Annotated in this window: 14 protein-coding genes and 1 tRNA gene; 3 read left to right on the top strand and 12 right to left on the bottom strand. The window is 42.9% G+C overall.

What is annotated here, in order from left to right:
* The first annotated feature begins 68 nt into the window (after positions 1-68).
* Positions 69-1,373 carry a tyrosine--tRNA ligase gene (gene tyrS, locus MJ612_RS04515; RefSeq protein ID WP_187029842.1) on the top strand — a complete coding sequence of 435 codons (1,305 nt, stop codon included), beginning with the start codon at positions 69-71 and terminating at the stop codon, positions 1,371-1,373.
* 79 nt (positions 1,374-1,452) lie between these two features.
* Here the strand turns inward: tyrS and MJ612_RS04510 are convergent, their stop codons facing one another.
* A complete protein-coding gene (locus tag MJ612_RS04510) occupies positions 1,453-1,644 on the bottom strand; it encodes a histone H1 (RefSeq protein WP_162344393.1) in 192 nt (63 codons plus the stop codon).
* A gap of 106 nt (positions 1,645-1,750) precedes the next feature.
* The gene (locus MJ612_RS04505) at positions 1,751-2,989 is read right to left on the bottom strand and encodes an aminotransferase class I/II-fold pyridoxal phosphate-dependent enzyme (protein ID WP_187029840.1); all 1,239 of its coding nucleotides are present in this window, start codon (positions 2,987-2,989) and stop codon (positions 1,751-1,753) included.
* A gap of 209 nt (positions 2,990-3,198) precedes the next feature.
* Here MJ612_RS04505 and accC point away from each other — a divergent pair, with 209 nt between their 5' ends.
* Positions 3,199-4,698, top strand: a complete 1,500-nt coding sequence (gene accC / locus MJ612_RS04500) for an acetyl-CoA carboxylase biotin carboxylase subunit (RefSeq protein WP_187029838.1) — start codon at positions 3,199-3,201, stop codon at positions 4,696-4,698.
* 69 nt (positions 4,699-4,767) lie between these two features.
* On the opposite strand, the gene bshB1 is transcribed toward accC, so the two are convergent.
* The 8 genes from bshB1 to MJ612_RS04460 all read right to left on the bottom strand — a co-directional run bounded on the left by bshB1 (position 4,768) and on the right by MJ612_RS04460 (position 13,417).
* Complete coding sequence (gene bshB1 / locus MJ612_RS04495; RefSeq protein WP_187029836.1) at positions 4,768-5,487, bottom strand: bacillithiol biosynthesis deacetylase BshB1; 720 nt, start codon at positions 5,485-5,487, stop codon at positions 4,768-4,770.
* A 12-nt stretch (positions 5,488-5,499) separates the two neighbouring features.
* On the bottom strand, positions 5,500-6,549 hold the full coding sequence (locus MJ612_RS04490; RefSeq protein WP_187029834.1) for a M23 family metallopeptidase: 1,050 nt from the start codon (positions 6,547-6,549) through the stop codon (positions 5,500-5,502).
* Positions 6,550-6,689: 140 nt separating this feature from the next.
* Positions 6,690-7,628, bottom strand: a complete 939-nt coding sequence (trxB, locus tag MJ612_RS04485) for a thioredoxin-disulfide reductase (RefSeq protein WP_187029832.1) — start codon at positions 7,626-7,628, stop codon at positions 6,690-6,692.
* A gap of 150 nt (positions 7,629-7,778) precedes the next feature.
* Positions 7,779-8,642 (bottom strand): sigma-70 family RNA polymerase sigma factor, encoded by an 864-nt coding sequence (locus MJ612_RS04480; RefSeq protein WP_025605096.1) that lies wholly within the window; start codon positions 8,640-8,642, stop codon positions 7,779-7,781.
* A 186-nt stretch (positions 8,643-8,828) separates the two neighbouring features.
* A complete protein-coding gene (gene pnp, locus MJ612_RS04475; RefSeq protein ID WP_187029830.1) occupies positions 8,829-10,970 on the bottom strand; it encodes a polyribonucleotide nucleotidyltransferase in 2,142 nt (713 codons plus the stop codon).
* Positions 10,971-11,105: 135 nt separating this feature from the next.
* Positions 11,106-11,381: a 30S ribosomal protein S15 gene (rpsO, locus tag MJ612_RS04470; protein WP_187029828.1), complete on the bottom strand. Its 276-nt coding sequence runs from the start codon at positions 11,379-11,381 to the stop codon at positions 11,106-11,108.
* Between the two features lie 110 nt (positions 11,382-11,491).
* Positions 11,492-12,907, bottom strand: a complete 1,416-nt coding sequence (locus MJ612_RS04465; RefSeq protein WP_187029826.1) for an LptF/LptG family permease — start codon at positions 12,905-12,907, stop codon at positions 11,492-11,494.
* A 105-nt stretch (positions 12,908-13,012) separates the two neighbouring features.
* A complete protein-coding gene (locus tag MJ612_RS04460; protein WP_317233037.1) occupies positions 13,013-13,417 on the bottom strand; it encodes an START-like domain-containing protein in 405 nt (134 codons plus the stop codon).
* Positions 13,418-13,553: 136 nt separating this feature from the next.
* Here MJ612_RS04460 and MJ612_RS04455 point away from each other — a divergent pair.
* A tRNA-Met gene (locus MJ612_RS04455) sits at positions 13,554-13,627 on the top strand.
* A gap of 183 nt (positions 13,628-13,810) precedes the next feature.
* Here the strand turns inward: MJ612_RS04455 and MJ612_RS04450 are convergent.
* Together MJ612_RS04450 and MJ612_RS04445 are read right to left on the bottom strand one after the other, a co-directional pair.
* Complete coding sequence (locus MJ612_RS04450; RefSeq protein ID WP_187029824.1) at positions 13,811-14,266, bottom strand: YybH family protein; 456 nt, start codon at positions 14,264-14,266, stop codon at positions 13,811-13,813.
* A 118-nt stretch (positions 14,267-14,384) separates the two neighbouring features.
* The gene (locus MJ612_RS04445; protein ID WP_187029822.1) at positions 14,385-14,906 is read right to left on the bottom strand and encodes a glycine zipper domain-containing protein; all 522 of its coding nucleotides are present in this window, start codon (positions 14,904-14,906) and stop codon (positions 14,385-14,387) included.
* Positions 14,907-14,928: the final 22 nt, after the last annotated feature.

The following is a 14,928-nucleotide window of genomic DNA, read 5'->3' as shown; positions in this document are numbered from 1 at the left end:
AGCATTTAGCCCGTGTTAACTTCCAACTCTTTTATATATTTGCCTTGAATAGAAAGCTTGAACTATAAATGAATCTGATAGAAGAATTAAGATGGAGAGGCATGCTCCATGATTTCATGCCAGGCACCGAAGAGCAATTAGCTTCTGGTATGACCACTGGTTACATTGGCTTCGATCCGACTGCCTCCTCTTTACATATTGGTAACCTGGCTACTATTATGTTGCTGGTGCACCTGCAGCGTGCTGGCCACAAGCCTGTAGCATTGGTTGGTGGAGCAACTGGTATGATCGGTGACCCATCAGGCAAGTCTGCTGAACGGAACCTACTTGATGAAAATACTTTGCGTGCCAACCAGGAAAGTATAAAAGTACAGCTGGAGAAATTCCTGGACTTTAACGCCGGAACCAACTCTGCTGAAATTGTGAACAACTACGACTGGTTTAAAGAATTCAGCTTTCTGGGCTTCCTGCGCGAGGTAGGTAAGCACCTTACGGTAAACTATATGATGGCCAAAGATTCAGTGAAAAAACGAATCAGTGCCGACGAAGATGGTGACCGTGCCGAAGGCCTATCATTTACAGAATTTACCTACCAATTGATACAGGGCTACGACTTCTATCATTTGTATAAAAACAAAGGGGTTAAACTGCAGATGGGTGCTTCCGATCAGTGGGGTAACATTACAACCGGCACTGAGCTCATCCGTCGTATGGATGGTGGCAAAGCTTATGCTTTAGTAGGAAAGCTGGTAACAAAATCGGATGGTACTAAATTCGGAAAATCTGAAGGCGGCAACATTTGGTTGGATGCTACTTTAACTTCACCATACAAATTCTACCAGTTCTGGCTTAACCTCTCTGATGAAGAAGCGGAAAAACTAATTAAGGTTTATACTTTACTTCCTCAAGATGAAATTGAACGATTGACAGAAGAGCACAAACAAGCTCCTCACCTGCGTGTTTTGCAGAAAGCCTTAGCTAAAGAAGTTACAATTCGGGTGCATTCTGAAGAAGATTATTTAGCTGCGATAGAAGCTTCAGAAATTTTATTTGGAAAAGGCGATTTAGAGACACTAAAAGGGTTAAAAGAAGAAATTCTGCTTTCTGTATTCGAGGGAGTGCCGCAGATAGAAGTTAGCAAATCTGCTTACGCTGAAGCCCCAGGCATCAGTGACCTGCTCTCTGATTTAACCAGCGGCCAGATCTTCGAATCGAAGGGTGAAGCTAAGCGCATGATCAAGAATGGTGGGGTAAGTGTAAACCGCCAGAAAGTACAGAACCCTGATGAGCCTGTAAACTATGAGCTGCTTCAGGACAAATACCTGGTTGTACAAAAAGGTAAAAAGAATTATTACCTGGTAAAGGTTAACTAGCTATAAATCAATAAATTATGAATAAAAAAAGGTGAACTTTTCAGTTCACCTTTTTTATTTTCAGTAGTCTGTCTGATTACTATTTTTTATCAGCAGTGCTGTTTTTCATGTCCTGAACTTCCTTACGGATGTCCTGAGCCATGTTTTTCAGATCCTGCATGCCTTTACGTACACGTGTACCTGCAGCAGCGTTGTTTTTGTCGTAGAACTTTTCGAAATCGGATTCAAGCGACATAACAAGGTCTCTCAGTTTGCTAAAGTTGTTGTTCATTAGAGCTATTTGTTATAGTGAAACATTTGGTTTAATAGCTCTAATATACACATTTAGTAATAACAAGCAAAAATTAAAGAAATTTAATATATGCCTTTAGAGCAAACTAAGCGGTAACCGGTGACTTAGAGTACAAGCCTTTGTCCAATTTTTGTGCAATTTTCTCGAAGGCATCAATCGTCTCTTTTACATCATCCAGTGTGTGCGCAGCCGTAGGTATCAGACGCAGCATGATCACATCTTTCGGTACCACCGGGTACACTACTATTGAACAGAAGATGTTATAGTTTTCACGTAGGTCCAGCGTTAACTGCGTAGCATCAGGAATTTGGCCGTTCAGGAATACCGGTGTTACAGGCGAAGTTGTTGTACCGATATTAAAGCCTTTTTCGCGCAAGCCAGACTGAAGTGCGTTTACTACTGTCCATAGTTGATCTTTAAGCTCAGGTTTGGTACGCAGTAACTCTAAACGCTTAAGGGCACCAATTACCAAAGGCATTGGCAACGACTTAGCAAAGATTTGCGAACGCATGTTATAGCGAAGATACTCTACCACCTGCTCATCAGCAGCCACAAAGGCACCAATGCTGGCCATTGACTTGGCAAACGTAGAGAAGTATACATCGATACCATCCTGGCAGTTTAAGTGCTCACCAGTACCGGCACCAGTCTTACCCATCGTTCCAAAGCCGTGTGCATCATCTACAAATAAACGGAACTGAAACTTCTCTTTTAACTTCACCACTTCATCCAGGCTGCCCAGATTACCAGACATACCAAATACACCTTCTGTAATCACAAGTATAGCACCACCTGTATTTTCAGCCCAGCGCGTAGCACGCTCTAACTGTTTCTCAAGGCTGGCCATATCGTTGTGCGCATACACAAAGCGCTTGCCCTGGTGCAGACGTAAACCATCAATTATACAGGCATGCGACTCTGCATCGTAAACTATTACATCGTGGCGATCAACTAAGGCATCAATAATAGATACCACACCCTGGTAACCGAAGTTTAAAAGCAACGCATCCGGCTTCTGAACAAACTCGGCCAGTTCTGCTTCTAATTTTTCGTGGTGGTTAGAGTTACCAGACATAATGCGGGCACCCATCGGGTAAGCCATACCCCACTCTGCAGCAGCTTCAGCATCAGCTTTACGTACTTCCGGGTGGTTAGCAAGACCTAAATAGTTGTTAAGGCTCCAGGTTAGAACGTCCTTGCCCCTGAATTTCATGCGTGGAGCGATCTCCCCTTCCAGTTTAGGAAAAGTAAAGTAACCATGCGCATAATGGGAGTGGCTACCTAACGGACCTCTGTTGGTCTTCAGTTTTTCAAATAAATCCACTTGAGTAATAATTTAGTTATCGGGATATTTCAGTCTTAATGTGCTTAATATGCATTCATACGAATTTTTGCATAAAGCAGCGCAAATTTAAGTTTTTGTGCTATCAATTACAATGTAAACCTTTGCAGTAAAAGGCTTTTTTAAATATATGGCTTTTAAGTTTGGCTGCAAACCCGTTTCTTTGAACTCAGATTAACCACAGCTCCGGCATGAGAAAAATAAATAAGATATTAGTTGCCAACCGTGGCGAAATTGCACTTCGTGTAATGCGTACCGCTAAGGAAATGGGCATTAAAACAGTTGCTATTTATAGCGAAGCTGACCGCAACGCACTGCATGTACGTTTTGCAGACGAAGCGGTTTGCGTAGGAGGACCAAAATCTAACGAATCATACCTGCGTGGTGATGTTATTATTGATGTTTGCAGGCAGTTAAACGTAGATGCTATTCACCCGGGTTACGGCTTCCTTTCTGAAAATGCTGGATTTGCCAAGGCTGTAGAAGAAGCTGGCTTAATCTTTATAGGTCCGTCGCCGGAAGCCATTGAGCTGATGGGTAGCAAACTGGCCGCCAAAGCTGCTGTTGCCAAGTATAACATCCCTATGGTGCCTGGCACCGAATATGCCATTACTGATGTAGAAGAAGCAAAGCTGATCGCACAGAAAATAGGTTTCCCTATACTTATCAAAGCCAGTGCCGGTGGTGGTGGCAAAGGTATGCGTGTGGTAGAGAGTGTAGAGTTCTTCGAAGAACAGATGCAGTTAGCTGTAAGCGAAGCTACTTCTGCATTCGGCGATGGATCCGTATTTATTGAAAAATATATCGGATCCCCTCGCCATATCGAAATTCAGGTGTTAGGTGATACACATGGGAACATTGTGCATTTATTTGAGCGTGAGTGTTCTATACAGCGTCGCCATCAGAAAGTAATTGAAGAAGCACCATCTGCTGTACTTACACCTGGACTGAGGGAAGAAATGGGCCGCTGTGCCGTGAATGTAGCGAAAGCCTGCGATTATGTAGGAGCCGGCACCGTTGAGTTCTTAGTTGATGAGAACCTGAACTTCTACTTCCTAGAGATGAACACCCGTTTACAAGTAGAACACCCGGTAACTGAACAAATTACTGGTTTAGACCTTGTACGCGAGCAAATACAGGTAGCAGAAGGGAAAACCTTAGCTTTTCGTCAGGAAGAATTAAGTATAAATGGCCACGCGTTAGAGTTGCGCGTTTATGCTGAAGACCCTACCAATAACTTCTTACCTGATATTGGAAAACTGGAAACGTATAAGCGTCCGCAAGGTTTAGGGGTACGTGTAGATGATGGCTTTGAGCAAGGTATGGATATACCCATTTACTATGATCCGATGATCGCGAAGCTGGTTACATTTGGTAAGGATCGTCAGGAAGCTATTGAGAAAATGATTCGTGCGATTGATGAATACCAGATAACAGGTATAGAAACCACGCTCCCATTTGGTAAGTATGTATTGCAGCACGAGGCCTTTGTAAGCGGTAACTTCGACACTAAATTTATTGAGCGCTACTTTACACCAGATGTTTTAAAACCACAGGCATCTGAAGCTGAAGAAGAAATAGCTGTGGCCCTCGCTGCTATGCTGATGCAGAAACAAAAGCCAAAGCTAACAGAAAATGGTGCTGTGCATAACGCACCTAAGACTTCAAACTGGAGAAAGAACAGAACCTAACCGTAAGTATAAATAAAAAGAAAGGGCGCTATAGTTAATAGCGCCCTTTCTTTTTATACCTGAACTATATTAGATCAGATCAAATAAGCTCTTAACTCCAATGTGGCGATCCACAGTAAATCCTTCCCCGTATTTTACACCTATAGCATGCCCGTATTCTTTGGCTCTTGCTTCCAGGAACTCCATAAACTCCGGTGAGGAAATATATGTGTTTTCAGAGGTGTCTTCCGGATTAAAGAATTGGGATTTGAAGGCCCGAATACTCTCCAGTTTCTTATCCCAAAAAGGAGTAATATCTACAATCACGTCTGGCTTAATATACCGATCCTGAATAAAATGATACACTACTTTAGGACGCCATGCCTCCTGCTTCTCTCCGTCAGGTCCTGAAGTTTTGATCATCTTAAGTCCAGCCAAAAAACAAGCTTCAGATACTACCTGTGATCCTCTCCCGTGGTCCGGGTGACGATCGTGAATGGCGTTCATAATAACCAACTCAGGTTTGTATTGCCGTATTTTTTTTATAATCTTTAATTGATGTGCTTTATCGTTTACAAAAAAACCGTCAGCAAAATCAAGATTATCCCGCACAGATAATCCCATAATCTCAGATGCCGCTTCTGCTTCGGCAGCACGGGTTTCAGGGGTGCCACGTGTTCCGAGCTCCCCTCTTGTAAGATCAACAATACCTACTTTTTTACCGGCAGCAATATGGGCTATGATAGTACCGGCACAACCTAATTCAGCATCATCTGGGTGGGCGGCAAAAGTAAGTATATCTAATTTCATAGTTTTGTATTGTTATCTCACACGTAACTTTCTTCCAACACGTAAGGTGGAACGGGTACTCATGCCATTAAGTCTTGCTACTTGGCTTGCAGATACGCCATATTTTTTGGCAATTCCTGATAAAGTATCTCCTTTACGAATCGTATGATAATATGATCTGCGTCCGCTGCTGGATGAGCTTCTTTTAGCTTTGTTATAATAATTAAACAGCGCAGAAGTAATCTGAAAGTTCTGACCTTTTAAGAGGTAATCAGGAAAGTCGTAGATGTTCTCAGGGTCCATCGGGTTACCCTGGTAACGTACTTCGTAGTGAAGATGTGGGCCGGAACTACGACCTGTACTACCACCTAAACCGATCATTTCACCTGCTTTTACAAACTGGCCAGGTTTAGCTATGGCTTTACTCATGTGCCCGTATAGTGTCTCAAGGCCGTTATAGTGACGCACTACAATGTAATTACCATAGCCGCTACCATCCCACTTGTTTATGCGCACCACACCATCAAAAGCTGAGAAAATGCTGTCCCCCGTGTCAAGGTCTATATCGGTACCGTAATGCCAGCGGTAACCTCTATGACCAAAATGACTTGTTACAGGCGTAGATACCAATGGCATTTTATAGTTACGGTTCGCGCGCGGATCATACAATTTCACATCTACTGTATCTTTTAGCTGCCTAGCATCCATGCGGTACGGATTGATATTCCGTGTATCCCAGATGGCATAATAGCCGGCAATCCTGATCCAGGATGAATCGATCAAAACTTCGTCTGATACTTCCAGGATATGCTGCTCACCCAGGTCCAGTTCGCTTGTGTCTTCACTAACTATAGATAGCTCCTTTTTAGGACTAAAATTAATAGACTTGCCTGCATCAGAGTTCTCATCGTCAAACTCTTCATACTTTATAAGTATAGTTGTATCAGGCCGAACGTACTGAATTTTAGGAGATTTTACCTTAAACAGGTCTTTGGCTTTCTTCTGTGCTACTGCGCCATTAGCAAGGAACAATAAGCAGAATAGAAAAAGTACAACTGATAAGGGACTTTTAAACTTTGGCATTGGTTTTTCAATTAGGCATTCTGATGGTTATGCTTGCGCTTTTCGCATTCATAAACTTCTTCAAAGCCACTTTATTGTAGCCACACCAACACTATAAATTAAAATAAAGTGCAGGTATATGGCGCTACTACTATAAAAATTTAGTGCAAATCGTTTGCGGCAAGGTAACGTTCTGCATCCAGTGCAGCCATGCAACCAGAACCTGCCGCCGTAACTGCCTGACGGTAAGTATAATCCTGTACATCGCCGCATGCAAAAACACCATCTATATTCGTTTTGGAAGTGCCTGGAATGGTACGAATGTAACCGTTTTCATCAAGGTTGAGGTACTCCGCAAAAATATCAGAATTAGGCTTATGTCCTATTGCTACAAAGAAACCACTTACCGCAATCTCTTTTGTTTCATTAGTCAGCACATTCTTAACGCGCACGCCTGTAACCACATCATCCCCTAAGATTTCATCTGTTACAGAATTCCACAGAATTTCAATGTTTGGGGTCTTCTTTACTCTCTCCTGCATAATAATCGAGGCACGCATTTCCTCCCGACGCACGATCATGTAAACTTTTTTGCAAAGGTTTGCCAGGTATGTAGCTTCCTCAGCAGCAGTATCACCGGCACCAACTATAGCTACCTCTTGTCCGCGGTAAAAGAAACCATCACATACAGCACATGCAGAAACCCCGTTCCCATTCAGTTTAGCTTCTGATTCAAGACCCAGCCACTTAGCTGATGCACCCGTAGAAATGATCACAGTATCGGCTTCAATTACTTTCTGGTCGTCAATTGTTACTTTATGCGGCTGCCCGGAAAAATCAACTGCAGTGGCAATACCATAGCGCACATCAGTACCAAATCGCTCTGCCTGCTTTCTGAAATCCTCCATCATCGCCGGTCCGTTTATTCCATCCGGATAGCCAGGATAATTCTCTACATCGTTGGTAATGGTAAGCTGACCACCAGGCTGTAAACCCTGATATAAAACAGGTTTAAGACCTGCTCTGGATGCATATATAGCAGCGGTATAACCGGCAGGGCCAGAACCGATAATAAGGCATTTAACTCTTTCTATTTCCATGGAAATACGGTGCAATTTATTTTGGATGCAAGTATACAAAAAATCTGCTCCTTTGCCTGCATCCTGTTGGCATAAATAGCCTAAACAACATCTTATAAACGACAAAAGCCCCGGCTTCTGGCCGGGGCTTTTGCTAAGTATACTTCAGGGTTAACCTAAGTATGGCTTCAGTGCTTTGCTTCTTGATGTATGGCGAAGTCTTCTGATCGCTTTCTCTTTGATCTGGCGAACACGCTCACGGGTCAGGTTAAACTTCTCACCTATTTCTTCCAGTGTAAGCGAGTGTTCTCCGTTCAAGCCAAAGTATAATGTTATTACATCAGCTTCACGCTTGGTTAAAGTAGAAAGTGCACGCTGTACTTCTTTACGAAGCGAATCATTCATAAGACCCATGTCTGGTGATTCTTCGTCTTCGTTTTCCAGAACATCCAGCAAACGGTTTTCTTCGCCTTGCACAAACGGGGCATCCACAGATACGTGGCGGCCTGAAATCTTCAGGGTATCAACTACTTCAGCAGTTGTCAGCTCCAGTACTTCAGCAATTTCTTCAGGTGAAGGCTCACGCTCGAATTTCTGCTCCAGTTCTGAAAACGACTTAGAGATCTTGTTAAGTGAACCCACACGGTTCAATGGTAAACGCACAATACGCGACTGCTCGGCCAAAGCCTGCAGAATGGACTGACGGATCCACCATACGGCATAAGAGATGAATTTAAAACCTCTTGTTTCGTCGAAACGCTTCGCTGCTTTGATCAGACCCAGATTACCTTCGTTGATAAGGTCACCTAAAGACAACCCCTGGTTCTGGTACTGCTTTGCTACAGATACCACGAAGCGTAAGTTAGCCTTTGTTAGTTTCTCAAGTGCAAACTGATCTCCCTCTTTGATTCTCTGTGCTAACGAAACCTCCTCGTCTGGTGTAAGCAAATCTACTTTACCAATCTCCTGTAAATATTTATCAAGGGACTGGCTTTCGCGGTTCGTGATCTGTTTGCTTATCTTGAGTTGTCTCATCAGAGTATATTATAATTGCAAAAATGTGAAATTTTTATTTGGGCTCTCAGGTTTGGTAACATCAGAAAATCGCGCAAAGTTCTTACATATTACGAATAAAATCAAGAACCTGTACGCGAATCCAAAAATAAAAACTCCTGATGCCATAGCAGTCAACCTGTTGCAGCATCAGGAGCCCTGAAAATATTACTGATTTTGCTGAGGAGCTTCCGGTTTCGGAAGTATAGCCTTACGAGACAGTTTAAACTTACCAGTCTTCTTGTCTACGTCGATAAGCTTAACTTTTATTTCCTCGCCTACTTCCAGTACGCCGTCCATAGTTTCCACACGCTCGTGCTTGATCTCAGAAATATGAAGTAAGCCATCTTTACCTGGCATAAACTCAACAAAGGCACCGTAAGGCTGTATAGACTTAACTTTACCAATGTATACTTCACCAATTTCAGGCTGAGCAACAATTCCTTTGATCTTAGAAACTGCGCTGTTCATTGAGTCCTGGTTGCTGGCGAAGATGTTTACGTGACCTTTCTCGTTTTTCTCTTCGATGATGATAGTAGCACCAGTATCTTTCTGAATTTGCTGAATTACTTTACCACCTGGTCCGATAACAGCACCGATAAACTCCTTATCGATGATCATGTTGAACGAACGTGGCGTATGCGGCTTGTAATCTGCGTTAGCAGCAGCGATAGTCTTGCTCATTTCGTTCAGGATATGCAAACGTCCGCCTCTTGCCTGCTCAAGTGCCTGGCCAAGTACATCGTAAGATAAACCGTGAACTTTAATATCCATCTGGCAGGCAGTAATACCATCTTTAGTACCAGCTACTTTAAAGTCCATATCACCAAGGTGGTCTTCATCACCAAGTATATCAGAAAGCACTGCAAATTTGCCAGTCTTCTCATCTGTGATAAGGCCCATTGCGATACCAGATACGCCACCTTTAACAGGTACACCAGCGTCCATTAGTGCAAGTGAACCTGCACAAACTGTAGCCATAGATGAAGAACCGTTAGACTCCAGGATGTCGGAAACGATACGGATAGTATATGGATTCTCTGCATCTGCTGGCAATACCTTCTTAAGAGCACGAAGCGCAAGGTTACCGTGTCCGATCTCACGACGGCCAGGACCTCTGTTCGGCTTCACCTCACCAGTTGAGAATGCAGGGAAGTTATAGTGTAATAAGAATTTATTTGTACCTGATACCATTGCGCTGTCGATCATCTGCTCGTCCAGCTTTGTTCCTAAGGTTACTGTAGTTAAAGACTGAGTCTCACCACGAGTAAAGATCGCTGAACCGTGTGTAGCAGGCAGATAGTTCACCTCTGACCAGATCGGGCGGATCTCATCTAGTCTACGGCCATCTAAACGCACACGCTCATCCAGAATCATGTTACGAACAGCCTCCTTCTCAACATCGTGGTAATAGGTTTTGATCATGGTCATATCATAACCATGCTCCTCACCCAAAGACTCCACAAACTCATTCAGAACAGCTGCGAACCCTTCTTTACGCTCAGCTTTGTTAGCTCTACCGCGCATTGCAACAGCATATGCTTTATCGTAAGTAGCAGTGCGTACTCTTTCGCGTAGCTCTTCATTATGCGTTTCATGAGAGTATTCACGTTTCTGCAGTTTACCTACCATCTCAGCAAGCTCCAGCTGTGCCTGGCAATGAACTTTAATGGCATCGTGGGCAAATTTGATAGCTTCCAGCATTTCTGCCTCTGAAACTTCACTCATTTCACCTTCTACCATCACAACGCTGTCCATAGAAGCACCAACCATCATATCGATGTCAGCACGCTGCAGGTCAGAAACAGTAGGGTTAATAACTAACTGGCCATCAATACGAGCAACACGTACTTCAGAGATCGGTCCGTTAAAAGGAATATCAGACACAGCCAGTGCAGCAGATGCCGCCAGAGCTGCAAGTGCATCAGGCATAATCTCCGTATCAGCAGAGATCAGGTGTATCGTCATTTGTGTTTCAGCATGATAATCATCCGGGAACAGCGGACGCAGCACACGGTCTACCAGGCGCGAAACCAATATTTCGTAGTCAGAAAGACGAGCTTCTCTTTTTAAGAAACCTCCAGGGATTTTACCAGATGAAGCGAACTTCTCCTGATAGTCAACAGAAAGTGGCAGGAAGTCAACGCCTTCACGGGCCTCTTTATTGGAAACAATAGCAGCAAGCAGCATGGTGTTTCCCATTTTCACCACAACAGAGCCATCGGCTTGTTTGGCTAATTTACCAGTTTCAATAGTTATCTCCCGGCCATCCGGAAGAAAGATAGTTTTTGTAATCGCGTTTTGTGACATCTTCAATTATTTTTTTAGCATCAAAAAACAGGGCTGCCCATTGCGGCCACTGTCGGGTACTGGCAAAGAAGGAATTCGGAAGTGGTATAAAAAAGATTAGGGAATTCCCTTTGTGAATTCCCTAATCCAAATAGTTTATTTTCTGATACCTAGCTCGCTAATGATAGCTCTGTATCTTTCGATATCGATTTTCTGAAGGTAGTTAAGCAATCTTCTTCTTTTACCTACCAGTTTCAGAAGGCCCAGGCGGGTGCTGAAATCTTTTTTATGAATCTTCAGGTGCTCTGTAAGATCAGTAATGCGTGTAGTGAAAAGCGCGATCTGAGACTCAGCTGAACCAGTGTCAGTTTTAGACTTGCTTATGCCGTGCTTTTCGAAAATTTCTTGTTTCGCTTCAGTAGTTAATTTCATTTCGTATAAATATCAATCTGTTTTTATCTATGAGATTGCCGTATAAGCCGCAAAGATATAAAAAATTAAATTAATCAAAAACTATTTACCTGCTCTATTTTTAACAGGAATTACAATTTATTGCGCTTCAGCCTGGTAAGTAATTTACGCCAGAAATCAATTTCCAATAAACTGGAGTCGTTTCGAGCCTGGTACAGGAAGAACAAGCCTATAGGTATAAGTATAGCATTAGATGCCCACATCCCTACCGGCACAGGTACCAATCCCTCGCGTGCCCATTTCTCGCCAAGTATAGAAAGCACATACATAACTATAAAGAAGACGATCGAAATGATTACCGGTACCCCCAAACCACCTTTCTTTATAATAGCACCTAGCGGAGCCCCTATCAGGAACATTACCAGGATGCTGGCTGATTGAGTATATTTCTTCCAGATCTCAATTTCAAAGTTATTGGCTTCGCGTACTGTGCTGTTTACGCGCTCAATGTAACTGGATGTAAAACTCTTAATATTTCGGGCTTTATTTTTAGCCATCACCATTGTAGATAAAGTTGGCTCCGGCAACTCTTTAATTACTTCTTTATTGATAGTTGCTCTGCCGCCAAACTTAGATCGCGTAGTATCCACTTTCATATACATATAAAAAGGATCTACATTGGTTACAAACTTAGCGAGCTCGTCAGTATTCTGTTTAGTAAGAGAATCTGTCACAACTTTAAGTTCGGTGATGTTCTTCATCATTTTGTTTTCAGCAAAGTACTCTTCGCGGGTACGGCTTAGGTCAAAAGAAGAAAGATTGAACATGATCTTGCTTTCATCAAAACGCTGTCGAACAAACTGTTCGTTGGATCCACGGAAAGTCCCGTCGTTCTGATTCACATAAATATTACCTCTGAACAACTCTAAAACGAGATACTTTTCATTATGCTGGGTGTACATACGCCCGGAGTCGGCAAGTATAACCCTGGAATTATTGCCTCCCTGGGTATGATCATAGATCATTACATCGCGTAACGTACCTCCGTCTCCTAGCTTTTCATTTATTTTTATACTATACCCCGGTAGACCATTATAAAAAGCACCCTCCTTAAAGTTCATGGTAGGTTTGGTCTGCCTGATATCCCAAAGCAAACTATAAGCTTTGAGGTTAGCTTTAGGTACTATATTATTATTGAAGAAAAAGGCGCAAATTGCGAGTACTGCTGTAAAAAAGAAAACCGGGCGCAGGATGCGTGGCAGAGCAATACCGGAAGTTTTGATGGCAGTTAGTTCGTGGTGCTCGCCTAAAGTACCATAGGTCATAAGCGACGAAAGCAGCGCCGCCAGCGGCAGGGCTACAGGAGCCATATTAAGGCTGAAGTAGAAAAGGAGTTCGCCAAACACGCTCGCACCAAGGTCTTTACCAACCAACTCGTCGAGGTATTTTAGCATGTACTGTGTGAGCAGTATAAACTCTACTACAGCAAATGTAAGTATAAACGGGCCGATGAACGACCGTATAATCAGTTTATCTAATTTCTTCATGAGAGCAAAAAAACCGTAGCGGCCTTGCATGGAGCTGCCGGATTATAAAGTAACACCCAGGCCCCAAAAATCGTGCAAAGATACGCAGCAGAACCAGACCGTGCGCTACCCGCCTACTATTTCTCTCAGGTTTTGCATCAGGTGCTCCCAAAGTTCGGCCAGTTCTTCCTGGTCTTCTTCTTCAGAATAATCTATTACTTTCAGAAACTGCTCCTGTGTAAGCTCACTCGATTCAATTGAGAAGTCTATATAAGATGGATCAGAAACATGCTGGCGATTTTCATCCAGGAAAAGGAAACGTACGGATCGGTTAGTACGGAAACCAGTCATTTCAGCAAAATGGCTGCGACCGTCCCAGATGAAATTGTATATTTTGTTTGCTTCTACTTTTACATCGTCGCAAAACCATTCTGCCAAACCGCTGGCAGTGCTTAAGTATGGGTACAGTAATCTTGAAGAAGCGTTAATCGGATATTCGGCAATAAATTTAGTTTTTGTAGATCTCATCATAGAGCATAATAGTAAGTGATTGAGTAAGTATAGTGTTATTTTTTGATTCTATTAATATATCGAAAATAAAATATTTTTTTTCTGGCTCAGGTATTGTGCAGAATTAAATCTTTTTCCTACTTTTGCATCACAATTCGGCGGGGTAGCTCAGATGGTTAGAGCGCAGGATTCATAACCCTGAGGTCGGCAGTTCGATTCTGCTCCCCGCTACAACAAAAGCCTGCTGGTTTACACCGGCAGGCTTTTTTGCTTTAGGTAACTACAGCTGTGGCAGTTAGCTCCAGCTATACTTCTGGTTATAGTTTATACTTTAGCCGATTTGATAGAATAGTTAACAAAAGAGCCGCCCTTTTCTACCAAGGCGGCTCTTTTTATAGCTTATAGTTTTAGCTGTTACATTTTGGCCTGTACCGGCAAATCTTCTAACTGGGCATAGCTAAGTTTCCAGGTTCCGTCCTCCCCTTTTTTCCAGAGAAGTATAAAGTTACCTTCGCCTTCGCCACCCGGCTGACCCGGAGCTTCAGGTTTCACATCCACACTAAATGTACCGGCTTCGTACGCTATATTCTTATCAATACCAGAACTTACCACATTCAGTCGCAGGTCTTCTATAGTTTCAATGGTTTCGTTTACCCACTTATCAGCTACTTCAGACTTGCCGCTATAATGGATCTCGCCCTGCACAAAGTCTACGTCTTCGGCTAGCATGGCTTCCACTTTACTGTCGTCTTCACTGTTCCAGGCATCAATAAATTGTTTATTCAGGTCCTGTACCACTTTAACGTCTTCGGTTTTCTGGCAGGATGTGAACAAGAATGCTACTGCAAGCATTGCAATTAAGGATCTCATAATTTTAGTTTTTTAGTGTATACTTAAATACAAAAACACATATATATTTTTGGGCTTATACGAATTAAAAAAAAACCAGTCATGACTGACTGGTTTTTTTTATGGGTAAAGGTATTAATTACCAGCTTTTTCTTCTGTATTCAGAAGTATGATAAGGCTTATCTCTGTCACCGAAGTGAGGGTTTGGCAGGAACATGTTGTCTGCTAAATAAGCCATAGAGTTTGTGTTATAAGCTAAAGCAGGCTGCTGAGTAGCTACCAGTGCATTAGTTGAAGCTTTAGTACTTGCAGGAGCAGAAGATCTTCTGCTTGATGAAGCCATTCTTGCATTAGCTGCTCTGTTAGCGGCGGCTGCACGGTTAGCGGCTGCAATACGCTCTGCTTCTTTTTTCTTCTGCTTGTTATCGATGATCTTACCAACACCATAACCGGCACCTGCACCAACTACTGCACCAACAGCACCACCAACAACGCGGTTACGCTTATGGATGATTGCACCTGCAGCAGCACCAGTAGCACCACCAATAACTGCACCTTTTGCCTGAGGGCTCCAGCCTCTGCGTTCTGTTTGTGCCGATGCACTAAAAGCAACAGCAACTATCAATACAAGGCTTAGAGCTAAACTGATTACCTTTTTCATAACATTCATTTTTGAGTTAAAA

Origin of the sequence: Pontibacter deserti (assembly GCF_023630255.1) — a bacterium.
GTDB lineage: Bacteria > Bacteroidota > Bacteroidia > Cytophagales > Hymenobacteraceae > Pontibacter > Pontibacter deserti.
The sequence above is the reverse complement of the archived record's forward strand: the minus strand, read 5'-3'. Positions and strand labels throughout refer to the sequence as shown.

What these genes read in the sequence shown, in the direction of transcription:
- MJ612_RS04450 (WP_187029824.1), bottom strand. Translation starts at nt 14,266, where the DNA reads ATGAGATCCTTAATTGCAATGCTTGCAGTAGCATTCTTGTTCACATCC.
- rpsO (WP_187029828.1), bottom strand. Translation starts at nt 11,381, where the DNA reads ATGAAATTAACTACTGAAGCGAAACAAGAAATTTTCGAAAAGCACGGC.
- tyrS (WP_187029842.1), top strand. Translation starts at nt 69, where the DNA reads ATGAATCTGATAGAAGAATTAAGATGGAGAGGCATGCTCCATGATTTC.
- bshB1 (WP_187029836.1), bottom strand. Translation starts at nt 5,487, where the DNA reads ATGAAATTAGATATACTTACTTTTGCCGCCCACCCAGATGATGCTGAA.
- MJ612_RS04490 (WP_187029834.1), bottom strand. Translation starts at nt 6,549, where the DNA reads ATGCCAAAGTTTAAAAGTCCCTTATCAGTTGTACTTTTTCTATTCTGC.
- trxB (WP_187029832.1), bottom strand. Translation starts at nt 7,628, where the DNA reads ATGGAAATAGAAAGAGTTAAATGCCTTATTATCGGTTCTGGCCCTGCC.
- MJ612_RS04510 (WP_162344393.1), bottom strand. Translation starts at nt 1,644, where the DNA reads ATGAACAACAACTTTAGCAAACTGAGAGACCTTGTTATGTCGCTTGAA.
- MJ612_RS04460 (WP_317233037.1), bottom strand. Translation starts at nt 13,417, where the DNA reads ATGATGAGATCTACAAAAACTAAATTTATTGCCGAATATCCGATTAAC.
- MJ612_RS04480 (WP_025605096.1), bottom strand. Translation starts at nt 8,642, where the DNA reads ATGAGACAACTCAAGATAAGCAAACAGATCACGAACCGCGAAAGCCAG.
- MJ612_RS04445 (WP_187029822.1), bottom strand. Translation starts at nt 14,906, where the DNA reads ATGAAAAAGGTAATCAGTTTAGCTCTAAGCCTTGTATTGATAGTTGCT.
- MJ612_RS04465 (WP_187029826.1), bottom strand. Translation starts at nt 12,907, where the DNA reads ATGAAGAAATTAGATAAACTGATTATACGGTCGTTCATCGGCCCGTTT.
- accC (WP_187029838.1), top strand. Translation starts at nt 3,199, where the DNA reads ATGAGAAAAATAAATAAGATATTAGTTGCCAACCGTGGCGAAATTGCA.
- pnp (WP_187029830.1), bottom strand. Translation starts at nt 10,970, where the DNA reads ATGTCACAAAACGCGATTACAAAAACTATCTTTCTTCCGGATGGCCGG.